Here is a 20186-nt window from a genome sequence, read left to right as displayed (position 1 = left end):
GCTCGCCCCGCAGCGCGGAGCGCCTGGCCGAGTTGCACGGTGGCGGCGGCCACCAACATGGGGTCGCCGGTTGCGGTGGCCATGGCCCGGTCGGCGGCCAGCCAGCCCAGGTCGGCCTCGCCGAGCTTCACCAGCAGCGACGCGGTCACCCGGTACGCCTCCACCAACAGCGGACGGCCCCACCCAGGGTCGTCGGCGTTGACGCGCTGCGCCCCGGCCAGCAGGCCCGGCACCAGCGCGATCACCTGCGGATACCGGGCATGCTCGAACATGACCCACGCGTGCTCGACGGTACGGACCAACCGGTCCGCCGGCAGCAGGACGCGGCGGGCCGACGGCCGACCCAGGGCGATCTCGTACGTCGACAGGGCCGCACTGATCCGCTCGACGCCCTCGGCCCGCTCGGTCGCAGCGGCGGGTTGGGCGTCCCGGCCGAGCAGCACGGCGGTGTCGATGCGCAGGACGACGGCGATGTCCTGGAGGGTGGACACCTTGTCGAGGGACCGGACTCCCCGCTCGACCTTGTCCACCCAGCTCTTCGACTTGCCGAGCCGGTCGGCGAACACCTGCTGCGACAGCTTCCGCCGCCCCCGCCAGAACGCCACCCGCCGACCGACCGGCAGCAGCTCACCGCTGTCCACGCCGCCACCTCCGGTCCGGCACCGCCCGAGTGGTCTCCTCGGCCGGTATCCGTTCCTTCTCGGCCAGCGCCAGGATCCGTCGTTTGGCAGCTTCCCGCTCCGCCTGCTGGATCTGTTCGCCTCTGCCTTCGACCGGACCGGTGTCGCTCATCTCCCCACCTCCGCTGGTAGGGGCGCGGCGGCGTGCTCTTGGAAGGACCGCCACCGCCGCGCCCGGCTCCGAGCGGGTCGCGGCCATCTGGTGTGTTCGCGCCGATCCCGCCCTTGAACACAGCATTGAGCGAGCGGGCGGTTACTCAAAGGTGTTGAGTGTCCGCTGGTCGGGTCGGCTGTCCCCTGTCAGCCGCCGGGCCGGTACGCCTGGTACACCTCGCGCAGCGCCGATGCCTCTGCCGCGTCGGTCCGCTCGACCCGCCGGAGCACCTCGCGCGCCCGCCACCAGTTCGACGGCGCCACCCGCCCGGAACGGATCGCCTCGGCGGCGACTGCGCCGGCCTCGTCGGGCTGGCCGGCGGCCACCAACGCCAAGGCCAGGTCAAGGCGGGCGACAGCGGACCGCCGTGGCCGGTCGCCCCCGTCGCCGCGCGGATCCAACTCCGCCAACGCCACCCGGGCCACCTGCTCGGCAGCCGGGTCACCCGCCCACGACAGCGTCGTCGCCGTGTATGCCAGCGCCTTCGTCGGGTCGTACCGGTAATGGTGCTCGGCCCGCTCCGGCACGGGCAGGTTCGCGGTCAACCGTTCCAGGCGGTCCAGCGCGTCACGGGTCCGCCGCACGTCACCCACCCGCGCCCACCCCCGCGCCTCCTGGGCCGTCGCCTGGATGTGCGCCGAACTCCCCCGAGGTGCCACCCGCTGGGCCTGCTGAGACAGATCAATCGCCTGTCGGTGCTCACCCTGGGTGAGTCGACCCCACGCCTGGGTCTCCAGGCACCACGCCTGAATTTCCGCATGCTCGGCGTGTTCGGCAAGTTTGGCAGCGGCGACCAGGTGCGCGCCGGCGGCGGAACTCTGCTGAAGGTCGATGTGCACCGTCGCACGCAGCACGGTCAACCAGCCACCGGCAACGATCAGACGTCGCCGCTGCGCCAGAGTCCCCCGACCGTCGAGCAGTCGGCCCGCATACGCCAGGTGCTTCCGCACCATCGGAAGCAGATCCGCCGGCCGGGTGGTCGCATACGCGCTGGCCAGGTCGTCGACGCTCGCCTCGATCCGGGTGAGCGTCCCGGCGCTCACATCGCTGGCACGCACCCGAGCAAGCAGGTCGTCGGCCTCAGCGTCATGGTCGACAGGCTCACCAACGAGCCGCGCGAGCACACCGCCGGCCTGAAGAACCTCATCAAGATGCCGGGCCGTCTCGGGCGTAGGAGCCTTGGCACCGGTCTCCAGATCATGCAGGTGACTCTTCCCCCGATGCGCTAGCTGCCCGAGCGCCCGCAGCGACAGACCCCGGTCGGCACGCAGAGCCCTCAACCGAGCGCCGAAACGCGGATCGACGTGCGACACAACGACGCTCCCAGCGCAGGAAAGGAGGAACCCTCCCCAGCTCTCGTCAGCGGACAACCACTACCGACGGTACATCGGGGACCGATAGAACGTAACGGCCACTCGTCCCAGGTGTCGGCTCCGCCTGAAAACTGCACCGCGAGACCAAGACGCAGACCTCGGACGCCACGCTCCCGCTGCCGGACATCTGCGCGGCGGCGCTCGACCTCCGCCACCAGGCAAAGAAGAACGACCGAGATCAGGCCGGAATCGCGTGGCAGGGCTCGCGGCTGCTGTTCACCACCCGATACGGAACGCCGGTGGAGCCACGCAACTTCAACCGCTCCTGGGACGCCCGCTGTGCCCGAGCCGGGGTCCGCAAGATCACCGTGCACGACGCCCGGCGTACCTGCGCAACGCTGCTCGTCGACCTGGACGTGCACCCGCGCGTCATCATGCAGGTGCTCCGGCACGCCGAGGTCTCGGTGACGATGGAGATCTACTCGCAGGCGTCCTCGGACGCCACGCGGGACGCGCTCAAGCGCCTGGGGGAGAGCCTGCGATAGGCCGCTGCTGTGCTCAACTGCTGTATGGAAACACTAGAGGGCACATCCATCGATCGGATGTGCCCTCTGACCTCTGTCGGGGTGGCCGGATTCGAACCGACGACCTCTTCGTCCCGAATTACGTCCGGTCACTCGACGGACCTCGGATTCCCGCAATACGTGCAGGTCGCGCCGTTGGTCTGCGTTGGTCTAGACGCGACACTGACGCCACCTTCTCCTAGATCATCTCCCGGACCTCTCCCCGCGCGGTGGTCGGTCTTGTCGGCGAGAGCTGCGCTCAGGGAGCCCCGCGAACGGCCGGGCACGGCCCTGAGTGAGTCTGCAACTGAGACCGTGCCGCGTCCTGCTTAGCGACGAACACGCCGGGCGCTGGCCGGGTCTCCATGGTGGGCCTAGCCTTGGTTGCAGACCATCGACGGCAAGGAGACCTGTGGAGACCGGAGGCATCTCAGGTGCCGGCTATCGCGAGATTGCGCAAGCCCTTCGAGAGTCGATTCAGGCTGGCGACCTAGCGCCAGGAGCGGCGGTGCCACCGGAGTCGGAGGTGTGTCGGCGCTGGGCTGTCTCCAGAGTTACGGCGCGGCGCGCTCTGGCCGTCTTGGAGAACGATGGCTTGTCGAGTCAATCGCCGGTCGCGGTCGTTTCGTCAAGACGACGCACAGGGATCAACCGCGAGCAGCAAGCCGCGCCGAGTCGATCGCTTCAGACATCCGGGCAGCCATCCAGAGCGGCCGGTTGGCGGCTGGTGCTCGGGTGGACAGTGAGGCATCGCTAAGCGAGCAGTACGGCGTAGCACGCGGCACCTATCGTCAGGCTCTCTTGATTCTTGACCGGGAAGGGCTGACCAATGTTCTTCCCGGTCGGGGCCGCTACGTCGCTTCGCCTGCCAGTACGACCAGTCTCGTAAGCCGAGCCGAGGAAGTTGCTCGGTCTCTCGAATCGGAGATTCGAGACGGAAGGCTGCCGCCGGGGGCTCATTTACCCGGAGAGTTGACTATCGCAGAGCGTTTCGGCATCGCGCGCAGCACAGCCCGCCGCGCATTGGATATATTGGAAGTCGAAGGTTTGGTTGCGCGACTGCCAGGGAAAACCCGCACAGTTCTAAACGTTGACCCTCATTCGGACGGATTGCACAGTGACTGAGGACAGTCCGCAAAAATCTTTTAGCTCGGCAGCAGCGACTTCGACCCTTCAGGAAGCGTGTTCGACCATTGGCGTGTCCTCTGCCGGCGCATCGATTATGAGGCTTGGCGAGAATGTGATCTTTCCATAAAGAATCCTTCTCTTGTCGTTCGCATTGCTCGCGGGAAAGAACATCTTCAGGATGCAGCTAAAGAGGTTCGTGTCGCTCAGTGGCTAGCCCGATGCAGCGTTCCTGCCGCCCGTCTTTATCCGACGAGTCAACCGATCGTAGTTCACGGTCACCCTGTTACATTCTGCGGCGAGCACCGATCCGAAGAGATCGTGGTCGACGTTGCCGGCCGCTCCCGCGCCGTCCTCGTCAGGGTGCGCACCGCCGCAGGCCGCGAACACGCCGAGGTGCGCGTCAGGGTCGCGCTCGCACCGTCCGAGCTGGCCGCGCGGTGGCAGTTGGTAGGGCTGCTCGGTGACCTTCGCCAGGCCGTGACTCGCGCCGCCATCGCTAGCCGACCACGACCACGGACGGTGGCGTGATGGGCCGCCCCTACCGCGATGGCCCGTCGATGCGCGATGCGCCGCTAACTGGGCTGGAAATCTGGCTCGCCGGCACCCCGGCCGAACTCGACGCCGCCGTCCGCGCCCTGACCGCCGCCGGGCGTCTCGCGTGGCACGGCGCGCGTCGGTCGATGACCGGCCTCGATGCCGGCCGCGCCCGGATGTATGTGCGGCTGACCGTCACCCCGACCCGACGGGAGGCACGTCCCGCCCGGCCGGACAGCGATGAGGGCGCGGCGGTGCTGCCGTTCCCCGACCGGCGGCAGCACGCCGGCTAAAGCCTGCCCTGTTGATCAGGGGGCCGGATAGCGTCGGCGATCAAGGCCAAAGCTGCGACTACCACTACCACGGAGCCATTTTCAACCTGCGTAGCGGTTTGCTTTGACGTGGTGCAGCGGATGCGTTCGGCGAGCTGGTTCAGAGTGCGGCTGGACAACGGAATCGTAGCGGGGTAGCACAGCATGGCGAGGCTCCCGGTTGGGGCTTCGAATCTTGGTCGACAGCTGTCCTACCTGGAGCCTCGCACCCATCGATCACCGGGCCTGCCGCACCCGCCCCAAGCTGCAAGATCAGATTGTAAGAGGCTCAATTGGTACAACCGCTGGGAAGATGGCGAAGGGGCGGCACAGCGGAGACAACAGCAGAAGAAAAGCGAATCGCCCATTTACCATACCCAACAAGAAAGCTTATAGCCCCAGTTGCTTCACCAGTAAATGGCCGATGCGAGGCATGCTCCATCGGGGCCTGATATTCTCGCGGTACCGTCAGTTGCACGGCCACCTCGCGGTCAGCCGTTGTCCACACCGTGGCGTCTTCTTGGTCAATAGAATGCCAGCAAACGCCGTCAAGCCTGAACAGCGTGTCTGTTGGCCCGATTTTCGGAGATGACGCGCCACACACGACGGTGATGGCGGGTTCACCATAGGCCGCGGACTGCGTGGTGCCGGCGGCCACCGGACGTTGTGGCATCCCAGGGAGGCTGGGCGGAAGTCGGGATAACAAATCAGGGCAGATCGTTAGCGCCCGCCCTGCCAGGCGTGGCAGCTTCAGAGGAACCGGTGTAGAGGGATAGGGGTGGGCCTGAGGGATGCTGACGGTCGGCTCCCCAACTGGATCGCCTGCCTTTGCCGCGAAAAGGGCGCCGCCAACGATCAACGCGGTTATCGGTAGCGAAATCGCCGTTGCCAACCATCTGGCTTGACGGTTGATTTTGTCCATCGAAATACGCCCTCTCACCCGCGTCAAGGTCGGAACTTCGGACAATATAATCGCCGGCGACTTGCGGGTCGACGCTGGCCTCGCAATCGATGCGGGCGGCCCTGTCCGCCACGGTCTGCAACGCGGCCAGGATCTTCGTCCAGGTGCCGTCACGTGCCAGTGGCGGAGCAGGCGCGTAGATAGTGGGCCAGGGCGCGTACTCGGCGGTGACGTCTCGCCATGGCGATCCGATCCGGGTCTGGCGGCTATCGGGCCGCCAACGGGGCGGCACAACGACCAGGGCCGAAGCTTGTCGACGTGGCGCGCCGCGCAGGCGTCTCGACCGGTACCGCCTCTGCGGCCATGAATCATTCAGAGGTCGTGCGGGAGGCGACTCGCGTCAAGGTGCTGGCTGCGGCCGAAGATCTCGGATACGTCCGTGGCGCTGGATCGTCGGGGGAGTTGGCAGCTCATTGGCGACGCAACAGCTTCGCTACGTGGCTTTTCCACCCGTCGGCAACTGGCTGGTATCCGAAGAAGGCCCCGCAGGAGGCGCGACCGGTGCCGCTGCTGGCTGACCCATGGCCAGGTGTGCCCGCGCGTGGCCGGAACGCCGCCGCACGTGCTGATTCGTGTTGGCTGCCGATCGTGCCCGGTCTGACGCCCCATGGGCTTCGGCACACGCACAAGACGGTCATGGTGGGGGCCGGCATCCCTTCGAAGCTGATGGATGACCGGATGGGGCATGAGGATGGCTCGGTGCAGGCTCGCTATTCGCACGTCACCCAGGACATGCGGCACCGACTCGTGACCGCGCTCACTGACCTGTGGGAAGCGTCGCTTGCGGCCCGCCGAGAGATGTCGCCCGGCTCGCCCGTGGCCGCGCTAGACCGGCTGCTGAAAATGCCTGCGTAGAGGACTCCGGGAGACGCGTTCTTCAAGATTTTCTCCCAGATTTCTCCCACGGGCACTCTCGGGAGACAGTTCAGGGCCGGTCCGCTTTGCGGGAAACCGGCCCTGAACTGGCGTTACCTCTGGTCGGGGTGGCCGGATTCGAACCGACGACCTCTTCGTCCCGAACTGGCGGCGGGGCGGTCGGATCGGGTGTCTTCCGAGGTCAATCGGCCTGCTGGGGGTCGTCCCGGTCGGGTGTGGTCGGCTCGGTTGCTGTACTCCACAGCTGTACTTCCTTGGCTGCGCGGAGGACGTCGCGGGCGGCGGTGGCCACCGGGCAGTCTGCTGTCCGGCAGATCGGGCAGTGGCCGTCGGGTCGGGGTTGGTGGTCGCGGAGGACCCAGCGGGCGGTGAGGATCAGTCGGTTGCGGATCTGGGCCAGGGACAGGAACGGCGCGGTCATCCTCAGCCCACCCCGAGGGTCGCGGCGAGGTGGATGAGCGTCGTCGGGGCGGTGGGGTCGCGGGCGACCAGGGCGAGCACGTCCCGGCCTGCCGGTCGGTGGCGGATCTCGGCAGGTGCGATTCGGTCGGCCTCCATCAGGATCCGGCCGGCGCTGACCGGGTCGTCGGTCTGGAGGTACGCGCGGGCGGCGTCGAGCAGGTGCGCGGCGCGATGTTCGGTGGGTAGCCACCGCCAGCCGTCCCGGGTGGTCGCTTTCTCGTGCCAGGCCACGGCGTCGCCTCCGTAGCCCAGCTCTACCGCTGCGGCGACCCGGGCCAACTCCACCGCCGTCGGCCCGAACCCGGTCCGGTGGTGGTCGTGCCCGTCACCGACTCGGGCGGCCAGGGCGGCGGCCTCGTCGAGCAGCTCGGCAACCGCCGCGTCGTCGCCGTGACGGGCGGCGGCCAACGCCGCCTGGAGGAGCAGTGTCCCGCACAGGGACAACTCCGGGGGTAGGCCGAACTCGATCACCGGCGGGGCGATCCGGTAGGCGGCGGCCAGCATCGCCGACTTCGCCACCCGCACCTGCCCCGACGCGCGCAGCACCTGACCGAGCTGCACCGCTGCGGCCGCCACCAACACGCGATCACCCGTGGCAGCGATCATCGCCCGGTCGACAGCAAGCCACGCCAGGTCCGGCGCACCCAACTTGACCAACAGCGACGCGGTGATCCGGTACGCCTCCACCAACGGCACCCGACCCGCCACCAGGTCAGCGGCGTGGGCGCGCTCCACATCGGCCAGCAACTCCGGCAGCAGGTCCACCACGCGTGGGTAGCGGGCGTGCTGAAAGGTCGTCCAGGCGTGCGCGACCTGGCGGGCCATCTGGACGGACGGCAGCACCGCCCGACCGCCTGCGGGTCTGCCGAGGGGAATCTCGTACCGGGACAGCGCCGCCCGAATCCGCTCGACCTCTGCGGTTCGCTCGATCACCTCGGCGGGCCGGACGTCCCGACCGATCAGCACCGCCGTGTCGATACGCAGCACGGTGGCGACCTCATGAAGGGTCGACACCTTGTCCAGAGAGCGGACACCGCGCTCGACCTTGTCCACCCAGCTCTTCGACTTACCCAACCGGTCGGCGAACACCTGCTGCGACAGCTTCCGCCGCCCCCGCCAGTACGCCACCCGCCGCCCCACCGGCGACACCTCAACGCTGCTCACGACGCCACCGCCGATCCGGCATCGCCCGGGTTGTCTCCTCCGCCGGTATTCGATCCGCCTGAGCCTGGGCGAGAAGCCGATGCTTCGCCGCCTCTCGCTCAGCAGCCTGAATCTGCTCCCCCCGGCTCACCGCCGGCTCGTTGCCATCACCCTGCATCCCCACCTCCATCAGCAGAACCACGGCGGTAGACCGACCGTCGCATGTCCACATTGACGCTGGAACGTCACCAGCCGCGACGGCACAAGACGCGACAAACAGACCACATAGCTGGCGACATTCCGACGACATACCACTATCGTGGCGGTCATGACCGTCCCGAACACCGCCCTACGCGCAGTCCGTACCGGGATGCGCATGAGCCAGGACGACTTCGCTCGCGCACTCCAGGCCGCCGGCCACCGCGTCGGCGAACCCAACGACGCCAACAAGAGACTCGTCCAGCGATGGGAATCCGGGACGATCGCCGCACCACGACCCGTATACGCCCGCGCGTTGGAGGTCGTCACCGGCCTACCCATCTCGCTGCTCGGCTTTGCCGCAGTGCCCGGCGAACATGTCGCTCAAGACCAGCACGGTGGTCACGACCTGACATCTCCCATGTCCAGCCTGGCCACACCGACGCCCACGTCCAGGCCAGCCACAGTCCACAGGTCGTACGAGGGCGTGTGGCTCAGCCGCTACCAGTACTACTCCAGCGGCCGGGGAGACTCCTTCGCCGGGCAGCACTTCGTAGTTGTGCTTCAGCACGGCGACCGGCTGACCGCGCGCAGCCTGCCTGGCTCGGCGGCATCGTCTCTGTCACTCGATCTGACCGTTGACGGTGCCGTTGTCACTGGCACCTGGGTGGAACAGACCGATTCGGCCGGCTACTACCGAGGCGCCCGCTATCACGGCGCGGTCCAACTCCTGGCCGAGCCCACGGGCCGACGGATGGCCGGAAAGTGGATCGGGTTCGGCAAGGACATGGACGTCAACACTGGCCCGTGGGAGCTGGTTTTCCGGGATGCCTCGACCTCCAAAGCGACGCTCGATCGGTACAACACGTCGACGACGTAGCGCGCGGGCTTTTCCTGCCCTGTTCCGCAGGAGTTCCGATTCCTCCCCTACCCGAAGGCAGTAGCAGTCTCCACGGAAAGAGTCAGATGAGTGAGGACCAGTACTCCGTCGCGATGAGGTTCATCTTCGAGGCCGGCGTCCTGAAAAGCGCCGCTCGTACCGGCTGGTGGTTCGCCGGGGTCAAGCACCCCGAAACCATCGCCGAGCACTCCCCCCGCACCGCCCTGATCGGCATGATCCTCGCCTCCATGGAAGGAGCCGACCCCGCCCGCGTCACCATGCTCTGCGTCCTGCACGACACCCAGGAAACCCGCACCACCGACCTGCCCCACATAGCCAAGCGCTACCTCACCGCCGCCCCCAACACCACCATCACCGCAGACCAGGTCGCCGACTGCCCACCCGCCGTCACTGACACCATCACCGCCGCCGTCACCGAGTACGAAGCCGGCGAAACCCTCGAAGCCATCGTCGCCCGCGACGCCGACAAACTCGAATGCCTCGTCCAAGCCGTCGAATACCGCCACCAAGGCATCGACAACGTCCAACGCTGGATCGACAGCAGCCACGCCGCACTCACCACCACCTCCGCACACCACCTCGCCGACGCGGCACTGAGCGGCCAACCCCTCGCCTGGCTCACACCACCGCCAAAACCGGCGAGCTGACCCCTCGCTTGTAAGTTCTGGGCGCTCCGTCCGGGCGTGTCCGCGCCCGTCTCTGACGTCGGCCGCTGATCCGTAGGACTCTGTCCCCGACCCTCTGCGTCCGGCCCTGTTGCTGTCACCGTTGCTGTCGAGTTAGTCACCCCGCACCTTCTAGCCCAAGCCCCGCCGACCATGACCCTGACCAACGCCTTCGGTTCGGTCCTGGACTGACGACTTCTGGAGGTAGAGCATGCTCTTAAAAACCATCATTGTGGTGCTGGTGGCTATTGCGGGGTTGGCCGCGATAATCTGGGTTGCCAACTGGCCCTTCAACACCATGTGGGAGAACGAGCTCAGTCCCGAGCAACGTCGGATAAACGCCGCGCACAATCGGCGTCATCACCGTCGTGCGGCACGCATGATGTTGCCCATCTTTGCCATCATGTTCGGAATTACATCCGTGAGCCTTCTGTCGGGCCCGAAAAGTGATCCGTTCGCGGCGGTAGTCATGGGTGCCTGTTCGGTTGTCTGTGCCGGTGTGTTCGGTGCCTTAGTCAAGAGGGGGCGCAGGCGGCGATCTTCGACGCGGCGATGAACTCGTTGGCTCAGAGCGGCACGTCACGCCTGTCTATCCTGATACCGGAGTCGGAAGAACGCACCCGCCGCGCTGTACGCCGCATACGTGCTGATCCTGGTGCTCGGCCTACGCAAGGGCGAGGTGCTCGGCCTCACCGAGGACGCCGTCGGCCTGGCGGCGGGGGAGTTGTCGATCGGCTGGCAGTTACAGCGGGTCGGCGGCCAGCTATTGCACCGTGAGACCAAGACGCAGACTTCGGACGCCACGCTCCCACTGCCGGACATCTGCGCGACGGCGCTCGACCTCCGCCACACAGCGAGGAAGAACGACCGCGATCAGGCGGGCATCGCCTGGCAGGGCTCGCGGCTGCTGTTCACCACCCGCTACGGAACCCCCGTGGAGCCGCGCAACTTCAACCGCTCCTGGGACGCCCGCTGTGCCCGAGCCGGGGTCCGCAAGATCACCGTGCACGACGCCCGGCGTACCTGCGCGACCCTGCTTGTCGACCTGGACGTGCACCCGCGCGTCATCATGCAGGTGCTCCGGCACGCCGAGGTCTCGGTGACGATGGAGATCTACTCCCAGGCGTCCTCGGACGCCACCCGCGACGCCCTCAAGCGCCTGGGCGAGAGCCGGCGATAGGCCGCTGCTGTGCTCAACTGCTGTACGGAAACACTAGAGGGCACATCCATCGATCGGATGTGCCCTCTGACCTCTGTCGGGGTGGCCGGATTCGAACCGACGACCTCTTCGTCCCGAACGAAGCGCGCTACCAAGCTGCGCCACACCCCGAGGCGTGCGGACAAATAGTAGCCCACCCCGTCCGAGGGTCAAACTCGGTACCCCAGCCCCGCCGACGCCATGGACGCCCCTGCCTCCAAGGAGGCCGCGACCAGTGCACCGTCAGGCCCGTACCACCCGGACCACACGCTCGCCCCCGGTCTGCCGGCAGCGGTAGCGTGGACGGGGCAGCTCCAAAGGCGGCGCAGATCACACCCGCCGCCCGCCCGCTCCGGCGTGGTCCGGCGTGGTCCGACCGGAGCGGGCGGGCGGGGCCGCTCGGCTCAGCGCGGGATCAGGGTGAGGATGCTCGCCTCCGGGCGGCAGGCGAACCGGACCGGCGCGGTCGGGTGGGTGCCCAGGCCGGCGGAGACGTGCAGCCAGGAATCGGAGTCGGGCCAGCGGTGCAGGCCCTTCGCCATCGACCGGGGCAGCCCGCAGTTGGTCACCAGCGCCCCGTAGCCGGGCACGCAGACCTGGCCGCCGTGGGTGTGGCCGGCGAGCAGCAGGCCGAAGCCGTCCTCGGCCATCCGGTCGAGCACGGCCGGCTCGGGGGAGTGGGCCAGGGCGATCGACAGGTCCGCCGAGGCGGAGACCGGGCCGGCGACGGCGGGGTAGTCGTCCCGCGCCACGTGCGGGTCGTCGACCCCGACCAGCTCGATCAGCCGGCCGCCCGCCTTGAGCGTCGTCCGGGCGTTGTTCAGGTCCGCCCAGCCGGCCCCGGTGAGGACGTCGCGCAGCTCCTCGTACGGCAGCTCGACGCCCTCGGTGTACTCCCGGTCGGGAAGGAGGTAGCTGAACGGGTTCTTCAACACGGGCCCGGTGTAGTCGTTCGAGCCGAAGACGAACGCGCCGGGCAGGTCCAGCAGCGGGTGCAGGGCGCGCAGCACGCCGGGCACCGCGCCCGGGTCGGCCATGTTGTCCCCGGTGACCACGACCAGGTCCGGGTCCAGCGCCGCGAGCGACGCCACCCATTCCTGCTTGCGTCGCTGTTCCGGCATCATGTGCAGGTCCGACAGGTGCAGCACCCGCAGCGGCTCGGCGTCGGCCGGCAGCACCGGGACGTCGAACCGACGCAGGGTGAACATGTTGCGCTCGACGAGGGACGCGTATGCCAGGGTTGCCGCTCCGGCGGCGGCGGTCCCGAGGGCGAGCCGGAATAGTGTGCGCTTTCGCATGCCAACCAGGGTAGTTTCACCGTTCATGAGCACGCTGAAGGACCGCCTCACCGCCGACATGCGCGCCGCACTCAAGGCGCGCGACGAGTTGACCACCTCCACCCTGCGGATGGCGCTGGCCGCCGTCGGCACGGCCGAGGTCGCCGGCAAGGTCAAGCGCGAGCTCACCGACGACGAGGTGCTCGCGGTGCTGACCAAGGAGGCGAAGAAGCGGCGCGAGGCCGCCACCGCCTTCGGCGACGCGGGCCGCGCCGAGCAGTCCGCGAAGGAGACCGCCGAGGGCGACGTGCTGGAGCGCTACCTGCCGAAGCAGCTCTCCGACGAGGAGTTGGCCGAGCTGGTCGCGGGGGCGCTGTCCGCCGGCGGGTTCAGCGGCAAGGCCCAGCTGGGCCCGGCCATGAAGGCGGCCCAGGCCGCGGTGGCGGGCCGGGCCGCGGGGGGCCGGGTGGCCGCCGAGGTACGTCGACAGCTCGGCCTCTGACGCCAGCGACGCCGCACGCCGGGCGGGCCCCGGAGGCTTGCCTGAGCCAAGGGGGACCGAACGGGGTGGGCATGAGGGTCTTTCGCCGAACGTCGACCCCGGGCGGGATGGCCGACCGGGCGCACCCGCGAGCCCGGCTGCGTCGACGCCTGGCACGCCTTGCCGTCGCAGGCGGCGTCGCGCTGCTTCTCGTCAGTGCCCCGTGGGCGTGGACGCAGATCGCCGCACACGGCCACGTGTACGCCGAGTCAGACGCGCCGGCTGCGGGCGTCGTCATCGTCCTGGGCACTGAGGTGGCGGGGGACCGCCGCCAGCCGGGGGACCGGCTCGCCGGCCGACTGGAAACCGCTGCGGCGCTCGTGCAAGGCGGGCGCGCCCGGGTGATCCTCGTGTCCGGGGACGGCGGCGGCGTGTCCGGCGACGAGCCGACCGTGATGACGTCGTACCTGACGGGGCTCGGCGTCGATCCGCGGCGCGTGGTGGCTGACCCGTTCGGCCTGGACACGTACGACAGCTGCGCCCGGGCCCGTGAGGTGTACGGGGTCACTCGGGCCCTGATCGTGACGCAGTCGTACCACCTGTCGCGGGCAGTGACGCTGTGCCGACGCCTCGGCCTCGACGTCGACGGGGTGGCCGCCCGCTGTGCCGGCTGCGCTGCGACTCTGCTCGCCGAGAAGGCGATTCGCGACTACTTCGCCAGCGGGAAGGCGGCGTGGGACGCTGCGCGGCGCAGGCCGCCGGCGGTCAGCTCGCCGGCAGACCCCGCCGTCCAGGACGCGCTACGGGGCAGCTGAGCCCGTCCGGGTCGCACTGGCCGGGACTGTCGTGGTCGCGCTGCCGCTGTGCGCTGTCCCGGTTGCGCTGATCCAATTCATGGTCAGTGACGGAACGGGAACGGGCGGGCACCCCCGAAGGGATGCCCGCCCGTCGCATCGTGGCCCAGGGCCGGGGGGTCAGCCGGGGCGACCCGGGCGGCCGCCCTGGCCGGGCCCGTTGCCGGTGCCGTCGTTGTTCGGCGGGTTGACCGGTTTGTTGCTGCCGCTGCTGACCTCGATGGTCACCACTCCGCCCTTGATGGTGCGGCCGTTCGGGCTGGTGCCGGCGGCCTTGCCGGCCGCGCAGCTCGACGGCACCCGGGAGGAGGAGACCACCACGTCGAAGCCGGCGCCCTTGAGCCGGTTCTTCGCGGTCTCGAGGTCCTGACACTTCACGTCGGGGATCGAGCGCTGGTCACCCTCAAGGATCTTGCCGCTGGGCGGGGTGAACTCGATGCCCTTCTTGCCCTTCATGGCGTCGCGCAGCGTCTCGTACACCGGGGGGTTGATGCCGTGCGAGACGTCGTGACCCATCTTCTGGTTGGTCTGCGGCCAGTCCGGGTCGGCCTGGATGCCGGCGACCGCGTACTGCTTGGTCATCGCGACCAGGGAGGAGGTCTTCTCCGAGTCGGTGGTGCCGGACTTGCCGGCCACCGGCTTGCCGACGATGCCACGCACGTTCGGCGCGGTCGCGCCGGCGCACTTGGAGGTCGACGACCGGTCCCCGACCGGGCAGCGGGCCGCGTCCACGGCGGCCCGGGCGACCTCGGTGCTGATCCGCTGCTCACAGCGCGGGTTGGCGATGTCCAGCTTCTTGTCGTCCGGGCCCTTGATCTCCTGCACCGGGATCGGTTCGCAGTACTTGCCGTCGGCCGCCAGGGTCGCGTACGCGTTGGACAGGTCCAGCGGCGTGGTGGCCGAGACGCCCAGGGTGAACGCGCCCCACTGGTGCGCCGCCTCCTTGTTGCCGGCGAACTTGGCGTCCTCGGGCGAACGGAACTGGATGCCCAGCTTCTGCGCCGCCTTGATCACGTTTTCCGAGCCGACCTGCTGCTGGAGCGGGACGAAGAACGTGTTCACCGATCGGCCGAACGCGCTCCACATGTTGTGCACGCCGGCCATCGACTCCACCGAGTTGGTGGGGCAGTAGAAGTGCGTGCCCGGGCAGGCCGCATTGCTGCTGCTGTCGATGATGTATTCCGACTTGAACTGCTTCGGCGAGTTGATCGTGTAGCTGAGCGGGATGCCCTTCTCCAGCGCGGCCACGATCGTGAAGATCTTGAACGTCGAGCCGGCCTGATACCCGCTGATGTCGCCGCCGCCGGTGAGCAGCGGGTTCACCGTGTTGGGGTAGTTGCCCCGGATCTTCTTCTTGGCCTTCGCCGGGTCGCTGTTGAGTTTGTTCTGCGGCTTCTTCGGGTCGTCGATCTTGAAGTTCCGGTTCGTCGCGAGCGCCCGGACCCGCCCGGTGCCCGGCTCGATCACCGAGACCATCCGGGCCGCCTTGCTGTTGACCCCGAGGCCCTTGCGGACCGCCTTGTCGGCGCCGGTCTGCGCCTGCACGTCGAGGCTGGTGACGATGGTGTAGCCGCCGCTCTTGAGCCGTCGCTCCCGGTCGTACGAGGTCGAGCCGAACGTCTCCTGCTGCATCCACCAGCGGTAGAAGTAGTCGCAGAAGAAGCCCCAATCCTTCTTGGTGGTGGCGACGCAGCCGTTCGGGGTCTTCTTGTCCTTGACCACCATCTTGGTGGCCTTGGCGGCCTCGCCCTCCTCCTTGGTGATGGCGCCGATGTCGACCATGTTCCCGATGATGTAGTCGCGCCGGGCGAGGGCCAGCGGGTACCCGGCCTTGGTGGTCGGGTCGTTGGTGGTCGGAGCCTTCACCATGCCGGCCAGCATGGCGGCCTCTTCGATCTTGAGCTTGCTCGGCGGCTTGTTGAAGTAGACCTGGCTGGCGGCGTAGACCCCGTACGCGCCGTTGCCGAAGGCGGCGAGGTTCAGGTAGCGGGTGAGGATCTCGTCCTTGGAGAACTCCTTGTCGACCTGGAGGGCCAGCCGCATCTCGCGCAGCTTGCGGGCGCTGGTGTCCTCGGTCGCGGCGATCACGTCGGCCGGGTGGGTGGCCGAGTACGCGATGGCCAGCCGGACGTACTGCATCGTCAGGGTCGACGCGCCCTGCTGGGAGTTGGCGCCGGACTGGTTGTTGACGAACGCGCGGGCGATGCCGTTGAGGTCGACGCCGTTGTGCTTGTAGAAGTCGTGGTCCTCGGCGGCGATGATCGCCTTTTGCATGTACGGCGAGATGTCGGCGAGTTTCACGTCGCGCCGGTTCTCGTCGTACATGGTCGCCAGCGGCGTCTTGGCGTCGGAGGCGAGCAGGTAGCTGATCTGTGGGCCCCGGCCCCCCGTCAGCTCCGTGGGCAGGGCTCCGAAGGTCTCCGCGCCGGCCTTGGCGGCCAGCCCGGACATCGCTACTGCGGGGAAGGCCGCCGCCGCGACCACCACTCCGGCCAGCAGGCCACAGATGAGTAGCGATGCGGCGTTGGTCAGCACATTGTGGTCACGTTTCCGCATCCAGGTCACCTCGACAGAGTACGCGAGTAGGGAATGAGGGGCGCTGGGGCGTCTTTCTCCCATTTCCTGCGCGCGCCGACCTCGTTGTGCTAAACGCACGAGCCCTGGTGCGAGGTTGCGGGGATCCGGCGACGAGTCTTCACCGATCGGAGGAGCGACGCGGCGTTTTCACGTACTCCGGCCGGGTAGACGGGGGCCGAAGGCCCGGGAAGCCGGGAGTGTCCGTAATGATGGTTTTTGCCGACAACGTTGCGTAATCAGTTGACTACGGAGCATGATGATGGCGGTGACCGGGCCACGTGTCGTCCGCGCCGCCCGGGGGGGGCCGGGCGGACGGCAGGGGTTCGACGGCTGGTCGCGCGACGTCGGTAGGTACTGCAAGGGGGGACGTGTACACATGGGCATGATCACGGACTGGCCGTCGCTGGCGGCGTGTCAGAACGGGGACCCGGACGCGCTGTTCGTACAGGGCGCTGAACAGAACGTGGCGAAGCGGATCTGCCGGAGCTGCCCAGTTCGGTACGAGTGCCTGGCCGACGCGCTCGACAACCGGATCGAGTTCGGGGTGTGGGGTGGCATGACCGAGCGGGAACGCCGGGCCCTGCTGCGCCGGCACCCCCAGGTCGCGAGCTGGCGGAAGATGTTCGAGGCGGCCATGAAGAAGAACGCCAAGGACAAGCCCGGCAAGGACAAGGTCCTGGTCACGACCGGTTGACGCCGGTCACGGCCGGCTGATCGCCGCGCCGATCGTCCGCAGCCCGTCGATGTCGTGGACGTCGGCGGGCTGCGCCGGCACCGACACCGCCGGCACCTGCGGGAACGCCTCGCCGAACCGGGCCGCCACCTGCTTCTCGCGGTGCGCCCGCTGGGCCAGCGCGGCATGGGCCCGCAGCGCGTCGACGGTCCCGGAGTGCCCGCCGGCCTCGGCCAGCCGGTCGGCGGCGGCCAGGCTGGTCGCCGCGTCCAGGGAGTCGACCGCCGGCCGGTGCACCCGGTTGAGCACCAGCCCGGCCAGCGGCATCCGCTCCTCGCCCAGCCGCCCGGCGAAGTACGCAGCCTCCCGGACCGCGTCCGGCTCCGGGGTCGCGACCAGCAGGAACGCCGTCTCCCGTGCCTGCAGGATCCGGTACGTCTGCTCGGCCCGCTGCCGGAAGCCGCCGAACATCGAGTCCAGCGCGGCCACGAAGCCGGACAGGTCGGTGAGCAGTTGGGCGCCGAGCACCTTCTGCACCACCTTCGAGAACATGCCGAAGCTCGCGGTGACGAGGCTGAACATGCTCCGGCCACCGCTGCGCGCCGGTGCCAGCAGCAGCCGCAGCATCCGCCCGTCGAGGAAGCGGGACAGCCGGGCCGGCGCGTCCAGGAAGTCCAGCGCCGAGCGGGACGGCGGGGTGTCCACCACGATCAGGTCCCACTCGCCCCGGGCGTGCAGCTGGCCGAGCTTCTCCATCGCCATGTACTCCTGCGTGCCGGCGAAGGTGGAGCTCATGGCCTGGTAGAAGGGGTTGGCGAAGATGTCCGCCGCCTTCGCCGGGTCGGTGTGCTGGAGCACCACGTCGTCGAAGGTCCGCTTCATGTCGAGCATCATGGCGTGCAGCTCGCCACCGCTGACCTCGACGTCGATGTTCTTGACCTGGCGGGGCGTGTTGTCCAGCTCGGTCAGGCCGAGCGACTGGGCCAGCCGGCGGGCCGGGTCGATGGTGAGCACCACCGTACGCCGTCCGTGCTGCTCGGCGGCCCGCAGCGCGAGCGCGGCGGCGGTGGTCGTCTTGCCCACCCCGCCCGCCCCGCAGCACACCACGATCCGCACGCCGGGGTCGGCGAGGATCTGGTCGACGTCCAGCTGCGGCGCCGCGTCTTCGGAAGGCACCAATCGAGCGTATCGGGCTTCGGGGAATCTCTGTGCCGTGCTGGCTGCAGTGTGCGTCACTCCGCCCGGACGAGCGCCCGGGCCAGCGTCTCGAGGCCCGCCCGATCGACCCCGTCGGGCAGCAACGGCAGCTCGGTCAGGGGGAGCCCCAGCTCGACCAGTTCGGCGCGGAGCGAGTCCTCCAACTCCCGGCGGATCAGCTGGTCGCGTGCCTCGGCGGCGAGCCCGGCGACGGTGTTCCGGTCGGCCGTCAGCCCGGCGGCGACCAGCCCGCGCTTCAGCTCCGCCGCGCTCACCGCCCGGCCCGCGGGTCGCGGCGGCCGGGCCGCGTTGACGACCACCCGGCCCACCGGGAAGCCGAGCTGGGTCAGCTCGGCGATCGCGTCGACGGTCTCCTGGACCGGCATCTCCTCCAGGAGCGTCACCACGTGCACGGCGGTCATCGGGGAGCGCAGCAGCGCGGCGACCCCCTCGCTCTGGGTCTTGATCGGGCCCACCTTGGCCAGCCGGGCCGTCTCCGCCGTCACGTTGAGGAACCGGCCGATCCGCCCGGTCGGCGGCGCGTCCAGCACCACCGCGTCGTACGCCCGGCGCTGGCCGGCGGTGCGGGTGGTGGCCTCCTTGACCTTGCCGGTCAGCAGCACGTCGCGCAGGCCGGGGGCGATGGTGGTGGCGAAGTCGATCGCGCCGAACTTGCGTAGCGCCCGGCCTGCGGCGCCGAGCTTGTAGAACATGTCGAGGTACTCCAGCAGGGCCTCTTCGGCGTCCACCGTCAGGGCCCACACCTCGCCGCCGCCGGGGGCGTCGGTCAGGCGCCGCTCGGCGTACGGCAGCGGGTCGATGCCGAAGAGCTGGGCGATGCCCTGCCGCCCCTCGACCTCCACCAGCAGGGTGCGCCGGCCCTCGGTGGCCAGCGCCATGGCCAGCGCCGCCGCCACGCTGGTCTTGCCGGTGCCGCCCTTGCCGGTCACCACATGGAGGCGCGCCGGCCACTCGGCACCGGTCGGGTCGGCCCGCCCTTCAGCTGCTCGCACCCGTCGAGCCTATCCACCCGGCGGCCCGGGTGACGGCGGCCGGGCCCGGTGCTCCGGGCCCGGCCGCCGCCGAGCGGTCAGGCGATCTCGCAGACCCGCCAGCCGGTCTTCCGTACGACCGTGAAGCGGAGCTCCTGGTCGGCGACCTTCTCGTCGGACGTGGTCATGGTCACCTTGGTGCTGACCGTGGCCCGGTCGCCGGTCTGGTTGTCCACCTTCGGGCGGGGCCAGGAGAACCGGGGGCTCTTGTGCTGCTCGACGTACCCGCGCACCTCCGCCACCTTCGCGGCGATCTTCTTGTCGTCCCGTGACGCGGCGCAGACGTGGCTGGCGGCCTTCTTCGCGTCCCGCTCGCGGTAGACGGCGGTGAGGAAGGCGTCCACCGCCTCGGCCGGCTCCTTCGCGCCCTCGCCGCTCTCGACGTTGCGCAGGGTGAGGAACGCGGCGGTTCCCCCGCCGCCGCACAGCAGCAGCGCCAGGGCGGCCACGATCGAGACGATCAGCACGCCGCGCCGCTTCTTCGGTGCTGCCGGGGCGGGGGCGGGGTACGGCAGGTAGCCCGGTGGGGGCGGCGGGGTCGCGCCCGACGCGGGGCTACCCGGACCGCCGGGCGCGGCGAACTGAGCCGGACCGCCGGCCTGGGGCGGACCGCCGAACTGGGGTGGACCGCCGAAGTGGGGTGGGCCCCCGACCTGGGCCGGACCGCCGAAGTGGGGTGGGCCCCCGACCTGGGGTGGGCCCCCGACCTGGGGTGGGCCCCCGACCTGGGGTGGGCCGCCGACCTGGGGTGGGCCGCCGAACGGGCCGGCTGCGGTACCGGGCGCGAACTGGCCGGGCGCGAACTGGCCGGGTGGGGCTTGGTCAGGTGGGGCTTGGCCGGGTGGGGCTTGGTCAGGTGGGGCTTGGTCAGGTGGGGCTTGGCCGGGTGGGGCTTGGTCAGGTGGGGCCTGGCCGGGCGGGGCCTGGTCAGGTGGGGCCTGGCTGGGCGGGTCGGGGGCGCGGTCGCCGGAGGGCGGACCGCTGGGCG

The 20186-nt window shown here is 69.3% G+C and carries 20 protein-coding genes, 1 tRNA gene and 4 pseudogenes; 13 read left to right on the top strand and 12 right to left on the bottom strand.

Features of this window, described 5'->3' with window-relative positions:
* The 3 genes from GVV04_RS09690 to GVV04_RS09685 all read right to left on the bottom strand — a co-directional run.
* A partial coding sequence (locus tag GVV04_RS09690; protein ID WP_328822287.1) for a helix-turn-helix domain-containing protein occupies positions 1 to 641 on the bottom strand: 641 nt, incomplete at its 3' end.
* Entirely contained in the window at positions 628 to 792 is a 165-nt protein-coding gene (locus tag GVV04_RS32170; protein ID WP_201753033.1) for a hypothetical protein, read from the bottom strand. The genes GVV04_RS09690 and GVV04_RS32170, both read right to left, overlap by 14 nt.
* A gap of 188 nt (positions 793 to 980) precedes the next feature.
* Entirely contained in the window at positions 981 to 2204 is a 1224-nt protein-coding gene (locus tag GVV04_RS09685) for a helix-turn-helix domain-containing protein (RefSeq protein WP_201753032.1), read from the bottom strand.
* A gap of 74 nt (positions 2205 to 2278) precedes the next feature.
* On the opposite strand from GVV04_RS09685, the pseudogene GVV04_RS09680 reads away from it, so the two are divergent.
* From GVV04_RS09680 to GVV04_RS09670, 5 genes and pseudogenes are all read left to right on the top strand, one after another.
* Positions 2279 to 2692 (top strand): annotated as a pseudogene (locus GVV04_RS09680) (tyrosine-type recombinase/integrase); the annotation flags it as partial.
* Positions 2693 to 3005: 313 nt separating this feature from the next.
* Positions 3006 to 3467 (top strand): GntR family transcriptional regulator, encoded by a 462-nt coding sequence (locus GVV04_RS34765; protein ID WP_407938776.1) that lies wholly within the window; start codon positions 3006 to 3008, stop codon positions 3465 to 3467.
* Entirely contained in the window at positions 3389 to 3835 is a 447-nt protein-coding gene (locus tag GVV04_RS33920) for a GntR family transcriptional regulator (RefSeq protein WP_407938780.1), read from the top strand. The genes GVV04_RS34765 and GVV04_RS33920 overlap by 79 nt, the downstream gene beginning before the upstream one ends.
* Before the next feature lie 264 nt (positions 3836 to 4099).
* Entirely contained in the window at positions 4100 to 4366 is a 267-nt protein-coding gene (locus GVV04_RS32975) for a hypothetical protein (RefSeq protein WP_328822294.1), read from the top strand.
* The gene (locus GVV04_RS09670; RefSeq protein ID WP_201753030.1) at positions 4366 to 4665 is read left to right on the top strand and encodes a hypothetical protein; all 300 of its coding nucleotides are present in this window, start codon (positions 4366 to 4368) and stop codon (positions 4663 to 4665) included. The genes GVV04_RS32975 and GVV04_RS09670 overlap by 1 nt, the downstream gene beginning before the upstream one ends.
* A gap of 307 nt (positions 4666 to 4972) precedes the next feature.
* On the opposite strand, the gene GVV04_RS09660 is transcribed toward GVV04_RS09670, so the two are convergent.
* Positions 4973 to 5605: a DUF3515 family protein gene (locus GVV04_RS09660; protein WP_161686635.1), complete on the bottom strand. Its 633-nt coding sequence runs from the start codon at positions 5603 to 5605 to the stop codon at positions 4973 to 4975.
* A 243-nt stretch (positions 5606 to 5848) separates the two neighbouring features.
* Here GVV04_RS09660 and GVV04_RS09655 point away from each other — a divergent pair.
* Positions 5849 to 6499: pseudogene (locus tag GVV04_RS09655) on the top strand (LacI family DNA-binding transcriptional regulator); the annotation flags it as partial.
* Positions 6500 to 6701: 202 nt separating this feature from the next.
* On the opposite strand, the gene GVV04_RS09650 reads toward GVV04_RS09655, so the two are convergent.
* Positions 6702 to 6941 (bottom strand): hypothetical protein, encoded by a 240-nt coding sequence (locus tag GVV04_RS09650; protein ID WP_161686633.1) that lies wholly within the window; start codon positions 6939 to 6941, stop codon positions 6702 to 6704.
* A gap of 2 nt (positions 6942 to 6943) precedes the next feature.
* The gene (locus tag GVV04_RS09645; RefSeq protein WP_328822286.1) at positions 6944 to 8146 is read right to left on the bottom strand and encodes a helix-turn-helix domain-containing protein; all 1203 of its coding nucleotides are present in this window, start codon (positions 8144 to 8146) and stop codon (positions 6944 to 6946) included.
* Positions 8147 to 8444: 298 nt separating this feature from the next.
* Here GVV04_RS09645 and GVV04_RS09640 point away from each other — a divergent pair, with 298 nt between their 5' ends.
* The 4 genes and pseudogenes from GVV04_RS09640 to GVV04_RS09625 form a co-directional block, all read left to right on the top strand.
* Positions 8445 to 9203: a helix-turn-helix domain-containing protein gene (locus tag GVV04_RS09640; protein ID WP_161686631.1), complete on the top strand. Its 759-nt coding sequence runs from the start codon at positions 8445 to 8447 to the stop codon at positions 9201 to 9203.
* Between the two features lie 86 nt (positions 9204 to 9289).
* Positions 9290 to 9871: an HD domain-containing protein gene (locus GVV04_RS09635; RefSeq protein WP_161686629.1), complete on the top strand. Its 582-nt coding sequence runs from the start codon at positions 9290 to 9292 to the stop codon at positions 9869 to 9871.
* A 229-nt stretch (positions 9872 to 10100) separates the two neighbouring features.
* Entirely contained in the window at positions 10101 to 10445 is a 345-nt protein-coding gene (locus GVV04_RS09630; RefSeq protein ID WP_161686627.1) for a hypothetical protein, read from the top strand.
* A gap of 72 nt (positions 10446 to 10517) precedes the next feature.
* Positions 10518 to 11069 (top strand): annotated as a pseudogene (locus GVV04_RS09625) (site-specific integrase); the annotation flags it as partial.
* 76 nt (positions 11070 to 11145) lie between these two features.
* Here the strand turns inward: GVV04_RS09625 and GVV04_RS09620 are convergent.
* Positions 11146 to 11219, bottom strand: a tRNA-Pro gene (locus GVV04_RS09620).
* Between the two features lie 272 nt (positions 11220 to 11491).
* Positions 11492 to 12385 carry a metallophosphoesterase gene (locus tag GVV04_RS09615; RefSeq protein ID WP_161686625.1) on the bottom strand — a complete coding sequence of 298 codons (894 nt, stop codon included), beginning with the start codon at positions 12383 to 12385 and terminating at the stop codon, positions 11492 to 11494.
* Positions 12386 to 12410: 25 nt separating this feature from the next.
* Here GVV04_RS09615 and GVV04_RS09610 point away from each other — a divergent pair, with 25 nt between their 5' ends.
* Both GVV04_RS09610 and GVV04_RS09605 read left to right on the top strand, forming a co-directional pair.
* Positions 12411 to 12866, top strand: a complete 456-nt coding sequence (locus GVV04_RS09610; RefSeq protein ID WP_161686623.1) for a GatB/YqeY domain-containing protein — start codon at positions 12411 to 12413, stop codon at positions 12864 to 12866.
* 71 nt (positions 12867 to 12937) lie between these two features.
* Positions 12938 to 13660 carry a SanA/YdcF family protein gene (locus tag GVV04_RS09605; protein WP_235965741.1) on the top strand — a complete coding sequence of 241 codons (723 nt, stop codon included), beginning with the start codon at positions 12938 to 12940 and terminating at the stop codon, positions 13658 to 13660.
* A 159-nt stretch (positions 13661 to 13819) separates the two neighbouring features.
* On the opposite strand, the gene GVV04_RS09600 is transcribed toward GVV04_RS09605, so the two are convergent.
* Positions 13820 to 16255: a penicillin-binding protein gene (locus tag GVV04_RS09600; RefSeq protein ID WP_161686621.1), complete on the bottom strand. Its 2436-nt coding sequence runs from the start codon at positions 16253 to 16255 to the stop codon at positions 13820 to 13822.
* A 397-nt stretch (positions 16256 to 16652) separates the two neighbouring features.
* On the opposite strand from GVV04_RS09600, the gene GVV04_RS09595 reads away from it, so the two are divergent.
* Positions 16653 to 16970 (top strand): WhiB family transcriptional regulator, encoded by a 318-nt coding sequence (locus tag GVV04_RS09595; RefSeq protein ID WP_161686619.1) that lies wholly within the window; start codon positions 16653 to 16655, stop codon positions 16968 to 16970.
* 6 nt (positions 16971 to 16976) lie between these two features.
* Here GVV04_RS09595 and GVV04_RS09590 read toward each other — a convergent pair whose 3' ends face one another.
* The 3 genes and pseudogenes from GVV04_RS09590 to GVV04_RS09580 all read right to left on the bottom strand — a co-directional run.
* Positions 16977 to 18128 (bottom strand): ArsA family ATPase, encoded by a 1152-nt coding sequence (locus GVV04_RS09590; protein ID WP_201753027.1) that lies wholly within the window; start codon positions 18126 to 18128, stop codon positions 16977 to 16979.
* Positions 18129 to 18181: 53 nt separating this feature from the next.
* Entirely contained in the window at positions 18182 to 19159 is a 978-nt protein-coding gene (locus tag GVV04_RS09585; RefSeq protein WP_161686615.1) for an ArsA-related P-loop ATPase, read from the bottom strand.
* 77 nt (positions 19160 to 19236) lie between these two features.
* Positions 19237 to 19821: pseudogene (locus GVV04_RS09580) on the bottom strand (Rv0361 family membrane protein); the annotation flags it as partial.
* Positions 19822 to 20186: the final 365 nt, after the last annotated feature.

It is taken from the genome of Micromonospora rubida (assembly GCF_009908295.1).
In the GTDB taxonomy this organism is placed as follows: domain Bacteria; phylum Actinomycetota; class Actinomycetes; order Mycobacteriales; family Micromonosporaceae; genus Micromonospora; species Micromonospora rubida.
The sequence above is the reverse complement of the archived record's forward strand: the minus strand, read 5'-3'. Positions and strand labels throughout refer to the sequence as shown.

Bases quoted from the DNA above. Each gene is read 5' to 3' on its own strand.
- GVV04_RS09660 (WP_161686635.1), bottom strand. From the start codon at position 5,605: ATGGACAAAATCAACCGTCAAGCCAGATGGTTGGCAACGGCGATTTCG.
- GVV04_RS09630 (WP_161686627.1), top strand. From the start codon at position 10,101: ATGCTCTTAAAAACCATCATTGTGGTGCTGGTGGCTATTGCGGGGTTG.
- GVV04_RS09605 (WP_235965741.1), top strand. From the start codon at position 12,938: ATGAGGGTCTTTCGCCGAACGTCGACCCCGGGCGGGATGGCCGACCGG.
- GVV04_RS09650 (WP_161686633.1), bottom strand. From the start codon at position 6,941: ATGACCGCGCCGTTCCTGTCCCTGGCCCAGATCCGCAACCGACTGATC.
- GVV04_RS32170 (WP_201753033.1), bottom strand. From the start codon at position 792: ATGAGCGACACCGGTCCGGTCGAAGGCAGAGGCGAACAGATCCAGCAG.
- GVV04_RS09670 (WP_201753030.1), top strand. From the start codon at position 4,366: ATGGGCCGCCCCTACCGCGATGGCCCGTCGATGCGCGATGCGCCGCTA.
- GVV04_RS09600 (WP_161686621.1), bottom strand. From the start codon at position 16,255: ATGCGGAAACGTGACCACAATGTGCTGACCAACGCCGCATCGCTACTC.
- GVV04_RS09610 (WP_161686623.1), top strand. From the start codon at position 12,411: ATGAGCACGCTGAAGGACCGCCTCACCGCCGACATGCGCGCCGCACTC.
- GVV04_RS09615 (WP_161686625.1), bottom strand. From the start codon at position 12,385: ATGCGAAAGCGCACACTATTCCGGCTCGCCCTCGGGACCGCCGCCGCC.
- GVV04_RS09595 (WP_161686619.1), top strand. From the start codon at position 16,653: ATGGGCATGATCACGGACTGGCCGTCGCTGGCGGCGTGTCAGAACGGG.
- GVV04_RS09635 (WP_161686629.1), top strand. From the start codon at position 9,290: ATGAGTGAGGACCAGTACTCCGTCGCGATGAGGTTCATCTTCGAGGCC.